Below are 21,396 nucleotides of genomic sequence, written 5' to 3'. Positions count from 1 at the left end.
TCAATAAATATATGATTGAATCTTCTTTTACGCAATTATCAGCCGCCTGGCTAATATGGCCGCGCTGCAAAAATATCGCCAGCTGAGTAAACAATGTTTCCAGCATGAGTGGTTGATGCGCCAAATTATGGCTTAATTCTTCATTTAATAGGTTGGTGTAAAATGTACTGTGCACAATGGTCTGGTGGGTGGCCATAAACTGTTTTTCAGGCGCAAAGTCAGCAAGCAGCGTCAGCAGCGTGTCAGTGAGAAAGGCGGGGCGGATCAAAATATTGAGCAGGGAAAGTTTTTCTACTTTCTCAAAATAGTGCTCTTCATGAGGCGCCACCACGAACACCGAACCACGACTGATGGGCCAGGAGATACCGTCAATGACGTGCATGCCGCTTCCTGAGGAGACGCAGACCATTTCGTAAAAGTCATGGGCGTGCAGCGGGCAGATGTCCTGGTCAGCGATGTGCTTGATCATCAATGACGCGTTATCCGGTGAATAGGTTGCGTGCCGACGTAGTGCCATGGCAATAGCCTTCATGGAAGTTGAGATTATTTCTCGACTATAGGATTTTATTACAAAGAAATGAAATGTTTTTTCATTAATTTGCGAGAGTTCACAGCTAATTTTTATTAGCTAATATTGAATGTGATAAAGATCACTGCCTCGTCCATCGCGACGATGCGCGATACAGTACGTCTTTATTATATTAGAGGAATCTATGAACGAGAATAAGTTATTAGGTCTGGCATGGATATCACCCTACATAATCGGGTTGCTGGTGTTTACCGCTTTCCCGTTTATATCGTCATTTTTATTAAGTTTTACCCAGTATGATTTGATGAGTCCTCCGCAATTTACCGGCATCGAAAACTATCGGTATATGCTGACGGAAGACTCACTGTTCTGGAAATCGATGGCGGTGACCTTTGTCTACGTTTTTTTGACCATTCCGGTGAAACTGGCGTTTGCGCTGGGTATTGCCTTTGTGCTCAATTTTAAACTGCGGGGCATTGGTTTTTTCCGCACCGCGTACTACATCCCGTCGATTCTCGGCAGTTCGGTGGCTATCGCGGTACTGTGGCGCGCGCTGTTCGCCATCGACGGCCTGTTTAACAGCATGCTGGGCGTGATTGGCGTCGATCCGATCAACTGGCTGGGCGAACCGTCGCTGGCGCTGATTTCGGTCACGCTGCTGCGCGTGTGGCAGTTTGGCTCGGCGATGGTTATCTTCCTCGCGGCGCTGCAAAACGTACCGCAATCGCAGTACGAAGCGGCGATGATCGACGGCGCGACGAAGTGGCAAATGTTCCTCAAGGTGACCGTGCCGTTGATTACGCCCGTCATTTTCTTCAACTTTATCATGCAGACCAGCGGGACCTTCCAGGAGTTCACTGGCCCCTATGTGATCACCGGCGGCGGCCCAACCTACTACACCTACTTGTTCTCGCTCTACATCTACGATACCGCTTTCAAATACTTTGATATGGGCTACGGCGCAGCGCTGGCGTGGGTGCTGTTCCTGGTGGTAGCCGTCTTTGCGGCGATTGCCTTTAAGTCTTCGAAATACTGGGTGTTCTACTCTGCCGATAAGGGAGGCAAAAATGGCTGAGTTGCAATCCGTTTTATCTACCAAAGAGGAAGCTGCGCGCGAAGTAGCCCGTACGCTGCGCCGTGAAAAAATCAGCCGGACCGTGCGTTACGTTATTTTGCTGGTCGTGGGGCTGATGATGCTTTACCCGCTGGCGTGGATGTTCTCGGCATCGTTCAAACCGAACCACGAAATCTTCACCACGCTGAATCTTTGGCCGTCGCACGCCACCTGGGACGGCTTTATTAACGGCTGGAAAACCGGTACCGAGTACAATTTCGGTCACTACATGATCAATACCTTTAAGTATGTGATCCCGAAAGTCATTCTGACCATCATTTCCTCCACCGTCGTCGCCTATGGTTTTGCCCGCTTCGAGATCCCGTGGAAGAAGTTTTGGTTTGCTACGTTGATTGCCACCATGCTACTGCCGAGCACCGTACTGCTGATCCCGCAGTATCTGATGTTCCGCGAAATGGGCATGCTGAACAGCTATCTGCCGCTGTACCTGCCAACCGCTTTTGCCACGCAAGGGTTCTTCGTCTTTATGCTGATTCAGTTCCTGCGCGGCGTACCGCGCGATATGGAAGAGGCGGCGCAGATCGACGGCTGCAACTCGTGGCAGGTGCTGTGGTACGTGGTGGTGCCAATTCTGAAACCGGCGATTATCTCCGTCGCTCTGTTCCAGTTCATGTGGTCGATGAACGACTTTATCGGCCCGCTGATCTACGTCTATAGCGTTGATAAGTACCCGATTGCACTGGCACTGAAAATGTCCATCGACGTCACCGAAGGGGCGCCGTGGAACGAAATTCTGGCAATGGCGAGCATCTCCATTCTGCCCTCCATCATTGTGTTCTTCCTGGCGCAGCGCTACTTCGTCCAGGGCGTGTCCAGCAGCGGAATTAAAGGCTAAGAGGAAATATCATGGCTGAAGTGATTTTTAACAAACTGGAAAAAGTGTACTCCAACGGCTTCAAAGCGGTACATGGTATCGACCTTTCAATCGCAGAAGGGGAGTTTATGGTTATCGTCGGTCCGTCCGGCTGCGCCAAATCCACCACTCTGCGTATGCTGGCTGGCCTGGAAACCATCAGCGGCGGCGAAGTCCGTATCGGCGAGAAGATCGTCAACAACCTCGCGCCGAAAGAGCGTGGGATTGCAATGGTGTTCCAGAACTACGCGCTGTACCCGCACATGACCGTGCGTGAGAACCTGGCGTTTGGCCTGAAGCTGAGCAAAATGCCGAAAGATCAGATCGACGCCCAGGTGAACGAAGCGGCGAAAATCCTCGAGCTGGAAGAACTGCTGGATCGTCTGCCGCGTCAGCTCTCCGGTGGTCAGGCACAGCGTGTGGCCGTAGGCCGCGCGATTGTGAAAAAGCCGGACGTGTTCCTGTTCGATGAACCGCTGTCTAACCTGGACGCCAAGCTGCGTGCCTCCATGCGTATCCGTATTTCCGACCTGCACAAGCAGCTGAAGAAATCCGGCAAGCCGGCCACCACCGTTTACGTTACCCACGATCAGACCGAAGCGATGACCATGGGCGACCGTATCTGCGTGATGAAGCTTGGCCACATCATGCAGGTAGATACCCCGGACAACCTATACCATTATCCGCAAAATATGTTTGTGGCTGGCTTTATCGGCGCGCCGGAAATGAACATCAAACCGGCGAAAATCGTCATAAAAGACGACGGCCTGCATATTACTGTGGGCCATGACACACTGCCTCTGAGCGCCCAGCAGCAGAGTAAAGTGGCAAACTACGTTGATAAAGACGTCTTTTTCGGCATTCGTCCGGAATATGTTACCGTCTCCACTCAGCCGTTTGCTCAGGGCTGTGGACGCGGGACGCTGATTCGCGCGGAAAATATGGGGCACGAATTCTTCCTCTATCTGCAGGTAGGCGAATTTGAGATGACGGCGCGGATGCCCTCGGACGAGGCTAAAGGGATTCTCGACGCTGGCCTGCATAGCCAGGTATGGTTCCGTTTTGAGATGGAGAAGTGTCACATCTTTGATGCGCAGAGCGAGCAGAATATCTCGCTGTAAGGCAGGAAAAGGTTGCCGTTTTAAAGCAAAACGGCAACCACGGCATTACTTACTCAGCAGATGCCCCATTTTCGCCGCTTTAGTATCGAGATAGTGGGCATTTTTCGGGTTACGCCCGACAATCAGCGGCACACGTTCCACAATATTGATGCCCGCCTCGGTCAGAATTTCGACTTTTTTCGGGTTGTTGGTCAGCAGACGCACCGCGTCGACGCCCAGCAGTTTGAACATATCGGCACACAGGGTGAAGTCACGTTCGTCGGCGGCAAAACCGAGCTGGTGGTTGGCCTCCACGGTATCGTAGCCCTGATCCTGCAGTGCGTAGGCGCGAATTTTATTCAGCAAGCCAATGTTACGGCCTTCCTGACGATGATAAAGCAGAATCCCACGGCCTTCTTCCGCAATGTGCGACAGCGCGGCCTCAAGCTGGAAACCACAATCACAGCGCAGGCTAAACAGCGCGTCGCCGGTTAAACATTCCGAGTGTACCCGCGACAGCACCGGCGTTTGCCCGGTAATATCACCAAAAACCAGTGCGACGTGATCGTGCCCGGTTGCCAGTTCTTCAAAGCCCACCATCAGGAAATCGCCCCAGGGGGTTGGCAGTTTGGCTTCTGCCACACGTTTAAGCTGCATGTGATTCTCCAGATTATGTTAGCGTCAGCGACGCCTTCTGTTTTCCTTATTTTGCCACAACGTGCTTTACTTCACCTAATCGTGCACGGGTGACCGCCGGTAAAGCGCACAAAATTGAACATTTATGAGGTTTTCGCGCGGTAACCTCGTTGAAAAAAGGAAGAAAAATGTCGACCATCGCCCGACGAACGCTTATTGGCGCCATCCTGCTTTTACTGATGCCATTGACGGTCTGGCTCTCCGGCTGGCAGTGGCTGCCGGGGCCGAGCGGCTGGTGGCTGCAGGCGCTGTATGCGGTGACGGAAACGGTCACCCAGCCGTGGGGAATTATCACTCATCTGCTGCTGTGTGCGCTGTTTCTCTGGGCGCTGAGGCCACGCCTTCGTGGGGCAATCATTCTGGTGATCATTCTCAGCGCGGCAGTACTTTTGGGGCAGGGTGCAAAATCGCTGGTTAAAGGGGTAGTACAAGAGCCGCGACCGTTTGTTATCTGGCTGGAAAAAACGCAGCAAATTCCGGTCGAGCAGTTCTACACTTTAAAGCGGGGCGAACGTTCGGCGCTGGTGAAAGAACAGCTGGCACAACAGCATGATATACCGGGTTTTTTGCGTCATCACTGGCAAAAAGAGACCGGTTTTGCCTTTCCGTCCGGGCACACCATGTTTGCCGCAACCTGGGCACTGCTGGCGGTTGGGTTGCTGTGGTCGCGTCGTCGGGCGTTGGCGGTGGCATTCCTGATGGCCTGGGCGGTCACGGTGATGGGCAGTCGCCTGCTGTTGGGAATGCACTGGCCGCTGGACCTGATGATGGCAACGGTCATGTCGTGGCTGCTGGCGACGCTCGCCAGCTGGCTGGCGGTGCGGTACTGTGGACCGTGGAAAAAAGAGACATAAAAACAGGGCGCGATACGATGAAAAGGGGAAAAGGGTTGATTTCCCGCACGCTAACCCACAGATCTAAGGCTTGCGGAACGCTTTTCCATTTCGTCGTCGCGGTGAAGATGTTATTTTATAAGGCTAGGTGCTGTGTCGACACTGCAGAAGCCGCATAACGGGAAGTAATGTGAAATACCTACTCATTTTTTTATTGGTGTTAGCGATTTTCGTCATCTCAGTGACGCTGGGTGCGCAAAACGATCAGCTTGTGACCTTCAATTATCTGTTGGCACAGGGTGAATTCCGAATTTCAACGCTGCTGGCGGTGCTGTTTGCCGTGGGCTTCGCCATTGGCTGGCTGGTCTGCGGCCTGTTCTGGCTGCGCGTGCGCGTTTCGCTGCTGCGTGCCGAACGTAAAATCAAACGTCTGGAACATCAACTTGCCCCTGAGACGGCCACTACGGTAGCGCCGGAAGTTCCGGCGGCGAAGGAATAATCATCTATGCTGGAGTTGTTGTTTCTGCTTTTACCCGTCGCCGCCGCCTACGGTTGGTATATGGGCCGCAGAAGTGCGCAACAGTCCAAACAGGACGAAGCGAACCGCTTGTCACGTGATTACGTGGCAGGGGTGAACTTTCTTTTAAGCAACCAGCAGGATAAAGCGGTTGACCTGTTCCTCGATATGCTCAAAGAGGACACCGGTACCGTGGAAGCGCACCTGACCCTGGGCAATCTGTTCCGCTCGCGCGGCGAGGTTGACCGGGCTATCCGCATTCACCAGACGCTGATGGAAAGCGCCTCTCTCACTTACGACCAGCGCCTGTTGGCGGTACAACAGCTTGGCCGCGACTATATGGCCGCCGGGCTGTACGATCGGGCGGAAGACATGTTCAACCAACTGGTCGACGAAACCGATTTCCGTATCAGCGCGCTTCAGCAGCTTCTGCAAATCTATCAGGCGACCAGCGACTGGCAGAAGGCGATTGATACCGCCGAACGCCTGGTGAAGCTGGGTAAAGATAAGCATCGTGGCGAAATCGCGCATTTCTGGTGCGAACTGGCGCTTCAGCAGATGGGTAACGACGAGCTGGATAAAGCCATGTCGCTGCTCAAACGCGGTGCGGCGGCGGACCCTTCCAGCGCTCGCGTCTCTATTATGATGGGGCGAGCGTGGATGGCGAAAGGTGATTACGCCAAAGCGATGGACAGCCTGCTACGGGTGATTGACCAGGATAAAGAGCTGGTCAGCGAAACGCTGGAAATGCTGCAAACCTGCTATCAACAGTTGGGTAAAGAGAAGGAGTGGGAACATTTCCTTCAGCGCTGTGTGGAAGAAAACACCGGTGCGACGGCAGAATTGATGCTGGCGCAGGTGGTTGAGCAGAGCAAAGGCGGTGACGCGGCGCAAACCTACGTCACCCGCCAGCTCCAGCGTCATCCCACGATGCGCGTGTTCCACAAACTGATGGACTACCATCTCAACGAAGCGGAAGAAGGGCGCGCGAAAGAGAGCCTGATGGTGCTGCGCGATATGGTCGGCGAACAGGTGCGCAGCAAACCGCGCTACCGCTGTCAGAAATGTGGTTTTACCGCCTATACGCTGTACTGGCACTGCCCGTCGTGCCGCGCGTGGTCGACCATTAAACCGATTCGCGGACTTGATGGTCAGTAATTTATAAAAAACTATCCACTTAGTTACAACATCCTTTAATTTCCCCAACCGTTGCCGTCTCTGCCATTGTGCCTGCGGGGTCACGCAGGTAGAATGCTGCCCGTTTACCTTTTCTGCACCGCGCGTGCCCATCAACAAGAAGGTCCAGTCATGTCCGTTGCTTCATCTTCTTCTCGTGTTACCACATCTTCTCCCGTTGTTGTCGCCCTCGACTATGATAATCGTGACAAGGCGTTGGCCTTCGTTGACCGTATCGACCCGCGCGATTGCCGCCTGAAAGTCGGCAAAGAGATGTTTACGCTGTTTGGCCCGCAGCTGGTGCGTGATTTACAGCAGCGCGGTTTTGATATCTTCCTGGACCTGAAATTCCACGATATTCCAAACACAACGGCGCACGCGGTTGCGGCAGCGGCCGATCTCGGCGTGTGGATGGTAAACGTGCATGCCTCCGGCGGCGCGCGGATGATGACCGCCGCGCGTGAAGCGCTGGTGCCCTTTGGTAACGACGCGCCGCTGCTGATTGCGGTCACCGTGCTGACCAGCATGGAATCCAGCGATTTGCAGGATCTGGGCATTACCCTGGCGCCGGCGGATTACGCGACGAAGCTGGCGGCATTGACCAAAAACTGCGGCCTGGATGGCGTCGTTTGCTCGGCGCAGGAAGCGGTTCGCTTCAAGCAGGAGCTGGGGCAGGCGTTCAAACTGGTGACGCCGGGGATTCGTCCGGCGGGCAGCGCGGCGGGCGATCAGCGCCGTATCATGACGCCGGAGCAGGCGCTGGCGGCGGGCGTTGACTATATGGTTATTGGCCGTCCGGTGACGCAGTCTGCCGATCCGGCGCAGACACTGCGCGACATTAACGCATCATTAAATCTGGGGGCGTAATGAGCGATTCTAACAGCCGTCTGGTTTATTCCACGGAAACCGGGCGTATTGACGAACCTAAAGCCGTTGCGGAGCGCCCCAGGGGGGATGGCATCGTACGCATTCAACGTCAGACCAGCGGGCGTAAAGGAAAGGGTGTATGCCTGATTACCGGGATTGACCTGGATGACGACGCGCTGGCGAAACTGGCGGCTGAGCTGAAGAAAAAATGCGGCTGCGGCGGCGCGTTGAAAGATGGCGTGATTGAAATTCAGGGCGACAAACGCGACCTGCTGAAAACGCTGCTGGAAGCAAAAGGTATGAAGGTGAAACTGGCAGGCGGTTAAGGCGTCCTCCTGGTCAGATTGCCAAACGACCAATGAAAAGGGCCCCGAACATTGTCGGGGCCCTGATAATCTTTCTGAATTAGCTTATTTACCAACCTGGTGGCCGATGATCCCACCGACCGCCGCACCGCCCAGAGTACCCAGCGCGCTACCGTCGGTTAACACAGCGCCACCGATGGCACCTGCACCGGCGCCCAGCGCGGTATTACGATCGCGTTTGGACCAGTTAGAACATGCGCTCAGCGACATGACCAGCGTTACTGCTACCATCGCGGCAGCCATTTTCTTGCTCATTGAAGTCATTTTATTTCTCCTGAATATTCTATTCACGGAAGAGCACCTTAAGTATAGCCATTGCCAGAGGTTTCTCCTGTGAAGCTTGTTGCGCAGGTTGTAAATTTTATTGCTAAAAGTCACGTAAGTGATAGTTACTTCCTGTTATATCGCTAACATTAATTTTACGATTTTGTGATGTCGCTGACAGGTAAAAAGTCTTAATTCCGGGGTCGGAAAACTCTCATAGCGAGGCGGGAAGGGGAAACAAGAAACCCGATGCGGCGACACACCGGGTTGGGTCAATCAGGGACGTGGCACAATATTCACAGTCAAACCGGACTGCTCAAGCTGTAGCTGCTTTTCCGTTGCCAGATTATCGTCAGTAATCACCCGGCTGAACTGGTTCATCGGCCCCAGTGCATACGGATGAATGGCGCCGAATTTCGAGCTGTCACTCAGGACAATCGCTTCGCTACCTTTCTCCAGGACCGCGTTGACGATATCTGCGCGCATCATGTCGCGGCCGGTAAACCCGGTTTCCGGCTGCCAGCCGTCGATACCGATAAATGCTTTGCTGAAGTGTACCTGCTGAATGTACTGACGCGTCAGCGGGCCAACCATGCTTTCACTTTTCTTCTGATAAATGCCGCCCAGCAGAATCACTTCTCCCGGCGTCTCTTTCAGCAGATGGGCGATATAACTGCTGACGGTGATAATGGTGATGTCTGGTTGCGTCGCCAGCGCACGCGCCAGCAGGGCATTGCTGCTGCCGTTTTCGATAAACACCGTTTCGCCGGGCTGAACCAGAGACGCGGCAAACTCGGCCAGCTCGCGCTTGAGAGCGAAGTTGTTCATCATGCGCGTTTCAACGTCTTCGCTATCCAGCGGGACCGCGTAACCATGAGTACGCCGCAAATAGCTCTGTTTCTCCAGCAGATTCAGATCCTGACGAATTGTCACTTCCGAAACGCCGGTCATTTTTGCCAGGTCGGCAACGCTCATGCGGCCTTTATCGATGACCAGTTGTAAAATTGTTTGCTGTCGGGCATTCATAATAAATCGATCAATTTCTCTACGCGAAGGCGGCTGTCAGGCTGAGCACCGCTGTTCGCTGGGCAAAGGACGTCAGATTTCCCACGGGGATTTAGGCTGACCTGTTCTGTTGTCGCGTTCGTCCGCGGCGTGAGCCAGCAGTTCTGCTTTTAATATTTCCAGATTGTTGATGGCGGAGTGGGTGTCACCGCCGACCAGAATATCCAATACGGTATCAATACGTTGGGCTACCTGACGCGCATCGAGCTCGGACATGGTGGGATCCTGTTGATAAATTCGATTGAAATCAATGATGCAAAATTTACAGACAAAAGAGAAGTGAAAAAAAGGCTTACCTTATAACCCCTGACGCGCCTCCAGCCAGCGTTCCAGTTCGGCAGCGGGCATAGGGCGGGCAAAATAGTAGCCTTGCCGCTCGTCAACGCCATTTTGCACCAGGAATGCGTCGTCGTCAGCATCCTCCACCCCTTCGGCAATAATGCGCAGATTAAGCGCACGGGCGACGGCAATAATCGCCAGCGCCAGCGACTGGGAAACCGACTGTTTATGCACATGATGCACAAAACTATGGTCCAGCTTGATAGTATCGATGGGGAAACGGGCCAACTGCGACAGCGACGAGTAGCCGGTGCCGAAATCGTCGAGATGAATCTGCGCGCCGAGCGAGCGAAACTGTTGAATGACCTCCAGAGCCTGGTCAGCATTATCAATCAGGCAGCTTTCGGTCAGCTCAATATCTATCGGGCATTCAGAAAAGTGTTGAGCCTTAAGCGCCTGTTTAAGGTCGCTAAAAATGGATTGATCGACCAACTGCCGCGCCGAAACGTTGACGGCCACGCGCAGATGAATACCGCGGTCTCGCCAGTAAGCCAACTGACGGATGGCTTCAAGCATGACCCAGCGCCCCAGCGGCACAATCAGCCCGGATTCTTCGGCGTAAGAGATAAAGTCGAGCGGCGGAATTAACCCGCGCTCCGGCGAATTCCACCGTACCAGCGCTTCCAGACTCTGAATTTCGCCGTTTAGCGCCACTTTGGGCTGATAATGGATGACCAGTTGATCGCTTTGCAGCGCTTTGCGCAGGTTAGTATCCAGCCACAGATATTCGAACACCCGCTGATTCATTTCGGGGGAAAAGACGCTGAAGCGTCCGCGGCCTTTTTCTTTCGCGGTGTACATCGCGGTGTCGGCATTGCGAATCAGGCTCTCACGGTCTTCCCCGTGCTGCGGTGCGAGCGAAATGCCGAGTGAACAGCCGCTGTAGACCTCAATCAGGCCGATACGAAACGGATCGCGTAGGCGGGTCAGCACCCGTGATGCCATCGCCTCCAGCGCGCATTGCGAGGTATTCACCGCCAGGACGATAAACTCGTCGCCACCGAGCCGCGCCAGCGTCTGGCCGTCTTCCAGACAGCTTAAAATCGACAGCGCGACAGACTGCAACAGCTGGTCGCCAAAGACGTGGCCGTAGGCATCATTCACCTTCTTGAAGTTGTCGAGGTCGAAATAGACAAGACCCACCTGATGGTCGCCCTGACGGTTATCCATCGCGCGGCCAATCAGTTCATTGATCGCGTGCCGATTGGGCAGGCCAGTAATGGTGTCAGTATTGGCCAGCACCCGCAGGCGCTCCTGGGCTTTGCGTTCCTCGGTAATATCGGTTCCGGAACAGATGAGATAGATCTCGTTTTTGCCGCTGCCGCTGTGCACAAAGCGGTTGCGAAATAAAAACAGGCGTGAGCCTTTACGCGTTTTGATCCAGCGCTCAACTTCATACGGCCCGCCGTTGGTAAAAAAACGGCTGACGTTTTCCCGCGCCGCTGCGGCTTCCGGGGCCGACATAAACAATTCGAACGCCGTTTTGCCGATGACGTCCTGTTCTTTGAGGCCGGTATACTCTTCGCATAAGCGGTTGAAGCGCTGAATTTTGCCTTCTCTGTCGAGAATGACGATCACGGCGTTGGCTTCCGATACCACCTGTTCGGCAAACAGCAGGCCTTGTAACAGATCGCGAGCGACGGAAGAGGTATCAAACCACGAAGACGCGGTACCGGCCCATTCGGTACCACTGACCTTGCGGCCAATTAAATGTAGAGGGACGTCGTAGCCGTTAAGCTGAATATTCAGGGCGATGCTGGACGTGGTGACGCTCATGGCGCGAATACGGCTGGCGTTTTCGTCACTTAACGGAACGGCAAAGTCGGCATTCGCATCGGGATCCGTCCCTAAAAGCAGCGTCGGTTCGGCACGCGACAAACGCCAGTAGAGGCTGGTTTCGCTGGAGTTTGGGTCGAGCAGATTTTGTGCCAGAGACTTGACCATACCTTCCTCTCGTCCATCTGCGTGCGGATGCCATGGTATTCAGTGTGAACGTTTTTCGGCTTTTTCGCTGAGAAAAAAGAGAGTCGGTGAGCAGTAGATAAAAAAACGGCCCCGAAAGGGGCCGTTTGGCGAAGATTACGCCGCTGGGCGGGCAATCACGCTGCGCGTCTCCATGCGGACTTCCGCGATGGTGACATCAATGACGTCGGTGACCTTATAGACCACTTCGCCTTTGATCTGCACGGTTCCGCTCTCCTGGCTGCAGACCAGCTCGTCGCGCACGGCGTGCAGGAACGGCGCTGGAATAAAGGCGACCGCGCCGTTATCGACCAGGCGCACGCGCATACCCCCACGGCTGATATCGATAATCTCAGCGGCAAAGCGCGTCTCTGTACCTGCCATTGGGCTCAGGTAGCGCGCATACAGCCAGTCAGCGACGTCGCGTTCTGCCATGCGGTTCAGGCGACGGCGTTCGGCCATCTGCACGGTTATGTCATCCTGCGGACGTGAGGCGCTTTCACCTTTAATCACCGCCTTCAGCAGACGATGGTTAATCATATCGCCATACTTACGAATCGGTGAGGTCCAGGTGGCGTAGGCCTCAAGACCTAAACCAAAGTGCGGACCCGGCTCGGTGCTGATTTCAGCGAATGACTGGAAGCGACGGATACGGCTGTCGAGGAAGCCAGATGGCTGTGCGTCCAGCTCGCGGCGTAGCTTGCAGAAACCGGCCAGCGTCAGCACCTCTTGCGGATCGACGTGCACATCATGCGTTTTCAGCAGGGCCGCCAACGCTTCAGTGTTATCCGGCGCGAACCCGGTGTGGACGTTATAAACGCCGAAACCGAGTTTATCGCGCAGCACGCGAGCAGCGCAGATGTTCGCCGCAATCATTGACTCTTCAACGATGCGGTTAGCAATGCGGCGCGGCTCGGCGACGATATCCTGTACTTCGCCTTTCTCACCCAGCACAAAACGGTAGTCCGGACGGTCTTTAAACACCAGCGCGTGGGTTTGACGCCATTCGCTACGTGCCTGGCATACGCGCTGCAGCAGGGTAATCTGGCGTGCGATTGCTTCGCTCTGCGGCTGCCAGCTACCGGTGTTCTCCAGCCAGTTGGAGACGTCGTCGTACACCAGCTTGGCTTTCGACTCGATACTGGCGGCAAAGAACTCAATGTTGTCTTCGATGGTGCCATCGGCGGCCAGCGTCATGCGGCAGGCAAGCACCGGGCGCACCACGTTAGCGCGCAGCGAACAGAGGTCGTCAGACAGCTCGCGCGGCAGCATCGGAATGTTGAAGCCCGGCAAATAGTTGGTAAACGCGCGAATTTTCGCGGCGTTGTCCAGCTTGCTGCCTTCCACGATCCAGGCGGTAGGATCGGCGATGGCGACGGTCAGCAGCAGCTTGCCATCGGCGGCTTCTTCCACGTACAGCGCATCGTCCATATCTTCGGTGCTGGCGCTGTCGATGGTGACAAAATCCAGCGCGGTGAGATCGCGGCGCTCAAGGCCTTCGTCCTGCATCTCGGTGGCGACGCCGTTCGGCGCTTCTTTTTCCAGGTTGTGACGGGCGAGGGTAACCCACCATGGCACAAAGTGGTCGTCACCAAAGGTGATGAATTGGGTCAGCTCGGCGTAGAAGCTGCGATCGCCTTTCAGCGGATGACGGCGCATTTCAGCAACGGCCCAGTCACCCTCTTTAAAATCATGCGTTACGCCGCGTTCGGCGCGGCAAGGAATGGCGTCTTTCAACAGCGGATGGTCAGGCACGATAGACAGACGATCGTCCTTACGATGCACCTTGCCCACAAAGCGGGTCAGGAACGGCTCGACCAGTTCTTCCGGCTCTGCACTCTCTTTTTCGCGTTCAGAGTGGATCACCGCAATAATACGGTCGCCGTGCATCACTTTTTTCATCTGCGGCGGCGGAATAAAGTAGCTTTTCTGTGCGTCGACTTCGAGGAAACCGAAACCTTTTTCCGTGGCTTTGACGACCCCTTCCGCGCGGGGCGTTTGGGAATGGAGTTGCTGTTTTAGCTGCGCAAGCAGCGGGTTGTCCTGAAGCATATTGATCTATTTTCGTGGCCAAAAGAGCGGCTGTCATTTTTACGCGAATCCATAGGACGCAGCAAGCGCTGTTTCACCTTTTACGTAACTTGTTGTGCGGCTCCGAGCGCGATGTGCAGGCGATTTAACCAACCGCTCAATGCGCTCCAGGTGAGCAGGGTGATAGCGTCAGGCGTCGATAGCCCATGCTCGATAAGCGGGTTCAGCTGCGCGGCGCTAAAGCGGTCCGGCGCGCGGGTCAGTAACTGTGTGGCCTGAGCGAGCGCGCGTTCGCAGGGGAAATGGTGGCTCCACGCCAGAATCGCCCGTTCACCGTTGCGTACCGCCTCGGGTAGGCCGCTGGCGCCCTGCCATAATCCGCTGTTGTAGTTGAAACAGCTCACGCTGCCGTTGATGCGCGCGGGAATGAGCGCCGACAGCGGCAGCAGCGGATGCGTAAACGTCAGGGCATCCAGGAGTTCGCCGAACCCGGCCAACAGCGTCTCCTCGTGCGCCAGCACCGGCGCCAGCGCGTGCAGTTCTGGCAGATTTTGCCAGCGGGAGAGCGCTTCACCCTGCGGGGTGTTGGCCTGGTGGGCTTCGATAACCTCCAGATCGGTGTGCCACTGCGCGCTTTCATTACTAAAGCGATCGGCGTCTGAATCCTCCTGCACCGGCATGCCGGGGATCCAGCGCACCGGAAAGCCCAGATGCGCCTGGAAGAGGGCGACGACACGGGCCTGGAAGCCGACAAAGCCCACAATCTGATTAATCAGAATGATGTCGTGCAGCGTGAGCCCTACGCCGTCCAGTTGCTGGCGCGCACGCGGGGTGATGATGGACGGCGAGCTGGCAAGCTGACGTGCGTATTCGGTCATTTGCGCCAGCCGACGGTTACTTTCTCGCGATGAGTCAGGCCCCTGTAGAGGGGCGAGACGCGCGGCATAGTGGTTACACAGCCGCTGAACGCCGGAAACCTGCGCCACGGTCAGGGCGGTGCTCAGGCGGTCGTAATCGCTGAACGTGCGCAGACGATTCACCGGAACGGTATCCGGGAACAGTAAATTAGCCAGCTTACGGCCAGCGTTCAGCCAGCGCTGATTGGCATTAAGCAGCGCATCAGGCAGGACGAGGTCGAGTAAAAAACGGTCGTCAACGTGCGCAGCTTCAGGAACCAGCGGCATCACGTCGCTGTGTTGGGTTCTCGACTGGGTTTCGTGATACCAGTGGTTTTTGCCGGAAACGCGGCGTGGCTCCATGGGAGTTCCTTGATCTGAAGGTGGCGAGCCAGCAGCGTCGAAGGAGATGTTGCCGGATCGTTATGGATAAATATCCTGGCGCATGCGTGACGAGGGAGAAAATATTGTTCGGCGATAATTAATAACTGACTGGAATAACAAAGGCGGGAGGGGGCTCCAGGCCGGATAAGGCGTTTACGCCGCCATCCGGCAATATGCGCCAATTTGCCTGATGGCGCTGCGCTTATCTGGCCTGGAATCGGGGCTACAGCTCCAGCTCGTTCATGGCGGCAATGCTGAAGCCGCCGTCAACGTGCAGTACTTCACCGGAAACACCGGCGGCCAGGTTTGAGCACAGGAACGCGGCGGAATTACCGACGTCTTCAATGGTCACGGTGCGACGAATCGGCGTAACCGCTTCGCAATGGGCGAGCATTTTTCGGAAATCCTTTATACCGGAGGCGGCCAGCGTACGAATCGGGCCTGCGGAGATAGCATTGACGCGAACCCCCTCCGGCCCCATGGCGTTAGCCATATAGCGGACGTTAGCTTCCAGCGAAGCTTTCGCCAGGCCCATCACGTTGTAGTTGGGGATGGCGCGCTCTGCGCCGAGGTAGGAAAGCGTCAGCAGGGCTGAACCGGGGTTCAGCATCCCACGGCAGGCTTTCGCCATCGCCACGAAGCTGTATGAGCTGATGTCGTGGGCGATTTTAAAGCCTTCACGGGTGACGGCGTTGACGTAGTCGCCGTCGAGCTGGTCGGCGGGAGCAAAGCCAATCGAGTGAACGAAACCGTCAAACTGTGGCCATGTTTTTACCAGCTCGCTGAACAGCGCTTCAATGCTCGCGTCTTCCGCCACGTCGCACGGCAGCACAATGTGCGAGTCCAGCGAGGCGGCGAAATCTTCCACGCGGCCTTTCAGTTTGTCGTTCTGATACGTGAACGCCAGTTCGGCCCCTTCGCGGTGCATCGCCTGGGCAATGCCGTAGGCGATGGACAGTTTGCTGGCGACACCGGTAATCAGGATACGTTTGCCAGTAAGAAAACCCATAGCGTAATCATCCTTCTCTTGATGGTGATTGCGGCGATCAGCGGTCTTTACGCCAGGCATCGGCGGTCAGCGCCTCGCCAAAGTGACCGGCAATCAGCCGTTTGGTTAAGTCGTGCAGCGGGGAGGCCAGCACGTCGGCGGTGCTGCCGCGCTCGACCACTTCCCCCTGGTGCATCACCAGCACCTGGTCGCTGATGTGCTTCATCATGCCCAAATGCTGAGTCACGTAAATATACGAGATACCCTGTTTTTCCTGCAGTTCGAGCATCAGGTTTACCAGTTGCGAACGCATCGACATATCGAGCGAGGCCAACGCTTCATCGCAGATAATGACCTTCGGGCGCAAAATCAGCGCACGCGCCAGGCCCAGACGCTGTTTCTGCCCCGGCGCCAGCATGTGCGGATAGTAGCTGACGTGGTCCGGCAACAGGCCGACCAGGCGCAGGGTATCGATAATCTGCTGACGTCGCGCCTCGGGTTCAAGGTCGGTGTTCAGACGCAGCGGGAAATCAAGGATTTGCGAAATGCGCTGACGTGGGTTCAGCGAGGTGCTCGGATCCTGGAAAATCATGCGAATGCGCTGGCTACGGAATGAGTAGTCGCCGAACTCCAGCGGATGATCGTCAATCAGCAGTTCGCCGGTGGTCGGTTCCACCATCCCGGCCAGCATTTTGGCCAGCGTCGACTTGCCCGAACCGTTCTCGCCGATAATCGCCAGCGTTTGCTTTTCACGCAGGGTAAAGCTCAGCGGCTTCACCGCCTGTAGCGTCTGGCGATGGAACCAGCCGGTGCGGTAGCGGAAGGTTTTGCTCAGGTTGCGCACTTCAAGCAGCGTTTCGACCATGTCACTCTTTCTCCATATTCAGCGGGAAATGACAGGCGAACAGGTGGTTCTTCGCTCCCGTCAGACGCGGGGTTTCAATACATTTACGCTGCGCGTACGGGCAACGTGGCCCCAGACGGCAGCCCATCGGCAGCTGTTCCAGCAGGGGAATGGCGCCGGAAAGGGTATTCAGGCGACTTTTATGCGGCATTGAGCGGCCAAAGTCCGGAATCGCGCGGATCAGCGCCTGGGTATACGGGTGATGAGGGATGGTCACCAGCTCTTCGCTCGGCGCGGTCTCTACCGTTTGCCCGCAGTACATCACGTTGATCTTATCCGCCCAGTGGGTCAGCATCTGCAAATCATGAGAAATCAGCAGGATGGTGGTGTTGTTATTCTGATTGAGGCCGGTTAACAAACGGAAGATCTGCGCCTGGGTGGTCGGTTCCATGGCGTTGGTTGGCTCATCGGCAATCAGCAGGCGCGGCTGGTTAGCCAACGCGATGGCAATCATGACCTTCTGGCATTCGCCTTCCGTCAGCTCATACGGGAAGCTGCGCATCGCATCTTTGTGATCTTTAATGCCGACGCGGTGCAGTAGTTCGATCGCGCGACGTTTGCGCCAGCCAAAACGCTGCCACCAGTGGCCTTTGAAGGTCCAGCCGGGAATGTTCTGCATCAGTTGCAGGCCCACGCGTTCAGAAGGATCCAGACAAGACTGCGGTTCCTGGAAAATCATGGAGACGTTGTGGCCGACCAGTTTTCGCCGCTCGCGGTTGGACAGGCGCAGCAGGTCGATATCGTCAAAACGCATACGGTCGGCGGTGACGCGCCAGTTATCTTTGGTGACGCCGCAAATCGCTTTGGCGATCAGGCTTTTGCCTGAACCGGATTCCCCCACCAGGCCGCGAATTTCGCCTTCGGCCAGCGTCATGCTGACGCGGTCAACGGCCTTCACCCAGCCTTCGTTGGTTTTAAATTCGATGGTTAAATTGCGTATATCAAGTAACGGCATTACTCCACCCCCGCGTTAATGGCGCGGCGAATACCGTCGCCCAGCAGGTTGACCAGCAGCACGCTAATCATGATTGCCGCGCCCGGCAGCATCACCGTCCACGGCGCCACATAGATAAGCTCCAGCGCATCGCCGAGCATCGCGCCCCATTCCGGTGACGGCAGCTGCGCGCCAAGATCGAGGAAACCCAGCGCGGCGATATCGAGGATCGCCATCGATAGCGCGCGGGTAATTTCGGTGACCAGCCCGGCGGCAATGTTCGGCAGAATGGCAAACCACAGAATATTGAGTGTGGTGGCGCCGTCGAGGCGGGCGGCAATCACGTAATCGCGTTCAAGCTCGTCGTGTACCATGCTGTAGATTGAACGCACCATGCGCGGCAGCAGGGCCAGCCAGACGGCAAACATCGCGTGGCTGAGATGCGGCCCGGCAAAAGCGACAACGATAATCGCCAGCAGCAGCGACGGAATTGACAGCAGCGTGTCGAGAATATGGTTCAGCACCGCCGAACGCAGGCCACGGGTTGATCCCGCAAATGCGCCCAGCACCAGCCCGAAGGCGGTGGCGGCGAGCGTGACAACAAACGCGCCGCCGACGGTGGGCGCGGCACCGCTAAGCAGACGGCTCAGCACATCACGCCCCAGATCGTCGGTACCGAGAAAGAAAGAGACTTCGCCGTAGCGCGACCATGACGGCGGCAGAAGCTGATAGCCGAGGAACTGCTGATCGATACCGTAGGGCGCAAACCAGCCGCCCAGAATGCACACGACCGCCAGCCCGGCGCAGCCGTACAGGCCGATCATCGCCGTGGTGTCGCCATAGAACTTGCGCCACACGGTGCGCAGCGCACCCGGCGGGCGTTTCTCGAGGTAGACGCTATCGTAAGGCATACCATTCCTTATGTTTCAACGGGTTAGCCATAGCACCCAAAATATCGGATATCACGTTCACAATGATCACCAGCGCGCCAATCACCATCACTCCGGCGGAGATCGCCGCATAGTCCTGCTGGCGAATGGCATTAATCATCCAGCGCCCCAGCCCCGGCCAGCTAAAGACCATTTCGGTGATCATCGCCAGGGTCAGCATGGTGGAGAACTGCAGCCCCAGACGTGGGATCACCGGCGGCAGCGCGTTGTGCAGCACATGGCGACGCAGAATGGTCAGACGCGAAACGCCGCGCGTGGCCGCTGCCTTCACGTAGTTGGTGTCGTAGACCGCAATGGTGCTGATACGCATCAGGCGCACCACTTCGGTGGTGGGCGCGACGGCCAGCGTTAACACCGGCAGCACCATATGGCGCACAGCGCTCATAATCATTTCATGCCGCCACGGCGAGTCGGAGAGCCAGGCATCAATCAGCGCGAAGCCGGTGACGCTTTTCACTTCATACAGCAGATCGAAGCGCCCGGAAACCGGCAGCCAGCCCAGCGTCAGCGAGAAGAAGAGGGTCAGTAACAGCGCCAGCCAGAAAATCGGAATCGAGAAGCCGAGCAGGGCGAAGAAGCTGATCACTTTATCCTGCCATTTATTGCGGGTGATGCCCGCCAGCATGCCAACGGGAATACCTATCAGCAGCGCAAAGCCAAACGCCAGAATGCACAGCTCCATGGTCGCCGGAAACACTTCGCGCAGCTGTTCGGAAATCGGCTGGCCGTTAATGCTCGATACGCCGAAATCCCAGTGCATGACGCCGTCAAACCAGAAGGCCCAGGCGTTCCACAGCGACGCGCCCTGCAACGGCGCGTGCGGCGTAAAATAGCTCAGGCTGAAGCCGACAAAGGTCAGGAAAAAGAGGGTAACCAGCAGCAATAACAGGCGACGAAGGGTGAAAATAATCATGGTTTTTGCACCTTATCTTCTTTTTCCCGCGACACGCCGGCGAATGAGGTGTTGCCAAACGGACTCAGCACCAGCCCTTTAATATCGTAACGATAGGCCTGCAGGCGTAGCGAAGACGCCAGCGGCAGCACCGGCAGCTCGCGCGCCAGAATTTGCTGGGCTTCATCGTACGCGTCAATGCGTGAGGCCAGCTGCTGCGAGTCCAGCGCTTTGCGCAGCACATTGTCAAACTCACGGTTACACCAGTGGGCGAAGTTGGTCTGCGAGGTAATGGCCGCGCAGCTCAGCAGCGGACGGAAGAAGCTGTCCGGATCGTTACTGTCCGTAGCCCAGCCGGAGAGCGTCAGGTCATGGTTCATGTCCATCAGCCGTGCTTCCTGGAAGCGGCCTTCTACCGGTACGATAATCACCTTCACCCCAATCTGCGCCATGTCCGCCTGAATGAGCTCGGCGGTTTTCAGCGGGCTCGGGTTCCACGCCTGAGAGCTGGTTGGCACCCACAGGCGCAGCGTCAATTTATCCAGCCCCAATGCCTGTAAACGTCGACGCGCTTCTTTCGGGTTGTATTCGGTAATTTTAGCCTCGTTATCGTAAGCCCAGGAGGCGCGAGGCAAAATAGAGGCCGCGGTTTCTGCGGTGCCGTAATAAATGGACTGCATTAAACGCTGATTATTAATCGCCAGCGACAGCGCGTGGCGCACTTCCGGATTATTTAGCGGCGGCTTGTCGGTGTTGAAGGCCAGATAGGCGATGTTCATCCCCGGGCGCAGCGTCAGACGCAGGCGCGGGTCGTCGCGCAGAATGGTGAGCTGGCTGGCGGCAGGCCAGGCCAGCACGTCACACTCGCCGGTCAGCAGTTTGGACAGCCTGCCGGTGCCACCGGAGCCCAAATCGACCACCACCTGCGGCATCAGCGGCGTGCCGCGCCAGAAGGCGGAATGGCGTTGCAGGCGAATATACTGCCCCGCGCGGTACTCGTCGAGCTGGAACGGCCCGGTTCCCACCGGCTGGCGGTCGAGCTGTTCCTGACGATCCTGTTTAGTGAGCTGATTAGCGTATTCCGCCGACATCACCGATGCGTAGTGGGTCGCCAGATGCCAGAGGAACGAGGCGTCCGGACGATTGAGGCGAAACTCTACCGTGTGGCTATCAAGTTTGCGCACGCTCTTCACGCTGTCGGCGAACTGCAGGCTGTCAAAATAGGGGAACGCGCCGCCGTTGACGTTATGCCACGGATGCTGGCGATCGAAAATGCGCTCGAAGGTAAATACCACGTCGTCGGCGTTCAGCGCGCGCGACGGCTTAAACCAGCGGGTGGTTTGAAACTGTACGTTAGGGCGCAGGTGGAAGCGGTAGGTTGCGCCGTTATCCAGAACTTCCCAGCTTTCCGCCAGCTCAGGCACGAGACGATAGGTGTACGGGTCGACGTCCAGCAGGCGGTCGTAGAGCTGGGCGGCGAGAGTATCGACAATCAGCCCGCTACCGGCTTTTTGCGGGTTAAACGTGTTGACCTGCCCGCTGACGCAGTAGACAAAGCCGCTGTCGCGAATGTCGGCATGGGGTGGGGCGAGCGGCTGCGGCGCGGCCATCGCCTGGCTGCAGATTAACCCCAACGCTGCCAGGAAAGGTGACAAATTCAGGCGCATAGTTTCATTGTTTTTTCGATTGATCTGCAAAGTGTATCGCACTTACGGC

The 21,396-nt window shown here is 56.3% G+C and carries 22 protein-coding genes; 8 read left to right on the top strand and 14 right to left on the bottom strand.

Going from position 1 to position 21,396, the window contains the following annotated elements; all coding sequences use genetic code 11:
* Positions 1 to 517, bottom strand: a 517-nt coding sequence (locus tag NNN71_RS08720) for an AraC family ligand binding domain-containing protein (RefSeq protein WP_271458327.1), incomplete at its 3' end; no start/stop codon positions are given.
* Between the two features lie 196 nt (positions 518 to 713).
* Between NNN71_RS08720 and NNN71_RS08715 the strand changes: the two genes are divergently transcribed.
* Genes NNN71_RS08715 through NNN71_RS08705 form a run of 3 tightly spaced genes read left to right on the top strand, consistent with a single transcriptional unit; the run spans position 714 to position 3,638 of the window.
* Positions 714 to 1,604: a carbohydrate ABC transporter permease gene (locus NNN71_RS08715; protein ID WP_163448919.1), complete on the top strand. Its 891-nt coding sequence runs from the start codon at positions 714 to 716 to the stop codon at positions 1,602 to 1,604.
* Positions 1,597 to 2,499: a carbohydrate ABC transporter permease gene (locus NNN71_RS08710; protein ID WP_163448920.1), complete on the top strand. Its 903-nt coding sequence runs from the start codon at positions 1,597 to 1,599 to the stop codon at positions 2,497 to 2,499. Before NNN71_RS08715 ends, NNN71_RS08710 begins: the two co-directional genes overlap by 8 nt.
* 11 nt (positions 2,500 to 2,510) lie before the next feature.
* Positions 2,511 to 3,638, top strand: a complete 1,128-nt coding sequence (locus NNN71_RS08705) for an ABC transporter ATP-binding protein (RefSeq protein ID WP_163448921.1) — start codon at positions 2,511 to 2,513, stop codon at positions 3,636 to 3,638.
* Positions 3,639 to 3,683: 45 nt separating this feature from the next.
* On the opposite strand, the gene ribA is transcribed toward NNN71_RS08705, so the two are convergent.
* The gene (gene ribA / locus NNN71_RS08700) at positions 3,684 to 4,274 is read right to left on the bottom strand and encodes a GTP cyclohydrolase II (protein WP_035896308.1); all 591 of its coding nucleotides are present in this window, start codon (positions 4,272 to 4,274) and stop codon (positions 3,684 to 3,686) included.
* Between the two features lie 167 nt (positions 4,275 to 4,441).
* Between ribA and pgpB the strand changes: the two genes are divergently transcribed.
* From pgpB to yciH, 5 genes are all read left to right on the top strand, one after another.
* The gene (pgpB, locus tag NNN71_RS08695; protein ID WP_271458326.1) at positions 4,442 to 5,167 is read left to right on the top strand and encodes a phosphatidylglycerophosphatase B; all 726 of its coding nucleotides are present in this window, start codon (positions 4,442 to 4,444) and stop codon (positions 5,165 to 5,167) included.
* 169 nt (positions 5,168 to 5,336) lie between these two features.
* Positions 5,337 to 5,645, top strand: coding sequence for a LapA family protein (locus NNN71_RS08690; RefSeq protein WP_163448923.1), 309 nt, complete (start codon positions 5,337 to 5,339; stop codon positions 5,643 to 5,645).
* Positions 5,646 to 5,651: 6 nt separating this feature from the next.
* Positions 5,652 to 6,821 (top strand): lipopolysaccharide assembly protein LapB, encoded by a 1,170-nt coding sequence (gene lapB, locus NNN71_RS08685; protein ID WP_163448924.1) that lies wholly within the window; start codon positions 5,652 to 5,654, stop codon positions 6,819 to 6,821.
* 150 nt (positions 6,822 to 6,971) lie between these two features.
* Positions 6,972 to 7,706, top strand: a complete 735-nt coding sequence (gene pyrF, locus NNN71_RS08680; protein ID WP_271458325.1) for an orotidine-5'-phosphate decarboxylase — start codon at positions 6,972 to 6,974, stop codon at positions 7,704 to 7,706.
* Positions 7,706 to 8,032 carry a stress response translation initiation inhibitor YciH gene (yciH, locus tag NNN71_RS08675; protein ID WP_163448926.1) on the top strand — a complete coding sequence of 109 codons (327 nt, stop codon included), beginning with the start codon at positions 7,706 to 7,708 and terminating at the stop codon, positions 8,030 to 8,032. Before pyrF ends, yciH begins: the two co-directional genes overlap by 1 nt.
* Before the next feature lie 84 nt (positions 8,033 to 8,116).
* On the opposite strand, the gene osmB is transcribed toward yciH, so the two are convergent.
* From osmB to sapA, 12 genes are all read right to left on the bottom strand, one after another.
* On the bottom strand, positions 8,117 to 8,335 hold the full coding sequence (gene osmB / locus NNN71_RS08670; protein ID WP_064545993.1) for an osmotically-inducible lipoprotein OsmB: 219 nt from the start codon (positions 8,333 to 8,335) through the stop codon (positions 8,117 to 8,119).
* Positions 8,336 to 8,611: 276 nt separating this feature from the next.
* Entirely contained in the window at positions 8,612 to 9,361 is a 750-nt protein-coding gene (yciT, locus tag NNN71_RS08665; protein ID WP_163448927.1) for a DNA-binding transcriptional regulator YciT, read from the bottom strand.
* Positions 9,362 to 9,433: 72 nt separating this feature from the next.
* Positions 9,434 to 9,616 carry a YciZ family protein gene (locus NNN71_RS08660; RefSeq protein ID WP_163448928.1) on the bottom strand — a complete coding sequence of 61 codons (183 nt, stop codon included), beginning with the start codon at positions 9,614 to 9,616 and terminating at the stop codon, positions 9,434 to 9,436.
* Positions 9,617 to 9,697: 81 nt separating this feature from the next.
* On the bottom strand, positions 9,698 to 11,683 hold the full coding sequence (gene pdeR / locus NNN71_RS08655; protein ID WP_163448929.1) for a cyclic di-GMP phosphodiesterase: 1,986 nt from the start codon (positions 11,681 to 11,683) through the stop codon (positions 9,698 to 9,700).
* A gap of 135 nt (positions 11,684 to 11,818) precedes the next feature.
* Positions 11,819 to 13,753, bottom strand: coding sequence for an exoribonuclease II (locus tag NNN71_RS08650; protein ID WP_163448930.1), 1,935 nt, complete (start codon positions 13,751 to 13,753; stop codon positions 11,819 to 11,821).
* Positions 13,754 to 13,833: 80 nt separating this feature from the next.
* Entirely contained in the window at positions 13,834 to 14,991 is a 1,158-nt protein-coding gene (locus tag NNN71_RS08645; RefSeq protein WP_271458324.1) for a CMD domain-containing protein, read from the bottom strand.
* A 244-nt stretch (positions 14,992 to 15,235) separates the two neighbouring features.
* Positions 15,236 to 16,021 carry an enoyl-ACP reductase FabI gene (fabI, locus tag NNN71_RS08640; RefSeq protein ID WP_271458323.1) on the bottom strand — a complete coding sequence of 262 codons (786 nt, stop codon included), beginning with the start codon at positions 16,019 to 16,021 and terminating at the stop codon, positions 15,236 to 15,238.
* Positions 16,022 to 16,058: 37 nt separating this feature from the next.
* Positions 16,059 to 16,865 carry a putrescine export ABC transporter ATP-binding protein SapF gene (sapF, locus tag NNN71_RS08635; protein ID WP_064545963.1) on the bottom strand — a complete coding sequence of 269 codons (807 nt, stop codon included), beginning with the start codon at positions 16,863 to 16,865 and terminating at the stop codon, positions 16,059 to 16,061.
* A 1-nt stretch (position 16,866) separates the two neighbouring features.
* Positions 16,867 to 17,859, bottom strand: coding sequence for a putrescine export ABC transporter ATP-binding protein SapD (gene sapD, locus NNN71_RS08630; protein ID WP_163448933.1), 993 nt, complete (start codon positions 17,857 to 17,859; stop codon positions 16,867 to 16,869).
* Entirely contained in the window at positions 17,859 to 18,749 is an 891-nt protein-coding gene (gene sapC, locus NNN71_RS08625) for a putrescine export ABC transporter permease SapC (RefSeq protein WP_064545959.1), read from the bottom strand. The genes sapD and sapC overlap by 1 nt, the downstream gene beginning before the upstream one ends.
* Entirely contained in the window at positions 18,736 to 19,701 is a 966-nt protein-coding gene (gene sapB / locus NNN71_RS08620; RefSeq protein WP_064545958.1) for a putrescine export ABC transporter permease SapB, read from the bottom strand. The genes sapC and sapB overlap by 14 nt, the downstream gene beginning before the upstream one ends.
* On the bottom strand, positions 19,698 to 21,347 hold the full coding sequence (sapA, locus tag NNN71_RS08615; RefSeq protein WP_271458322.1) for an ABC transporter substrate-binding protein SapA: 1,650 nt from the start codon (positions 21,345 to 21,347) through the stop codon (positions 19,698 to 19,700). Before sapA ends, sapB begins: the two co-directional genes overlap by 4 nt.
* Between the last annotated feature and the right edge of the window lie 49 nt (positions 21,348 to 21,396).

Origin of the sequence: Kluyvera sp. Awk 3 (assembly GCF_028069715.1) — a bacterium.
Lineage (GTDB): Bacteria > Pseudomonadota > Gammaproteobacteria > Enterobacterales > Enterobacteriaceae > Kluyvera > Kluyvera georgiana_A.
The sequence above is the reverse complement of the archived record's forward strand: the minus strand, read 5'-3'. Positions and strand labels throughout refer to the sequence as shown.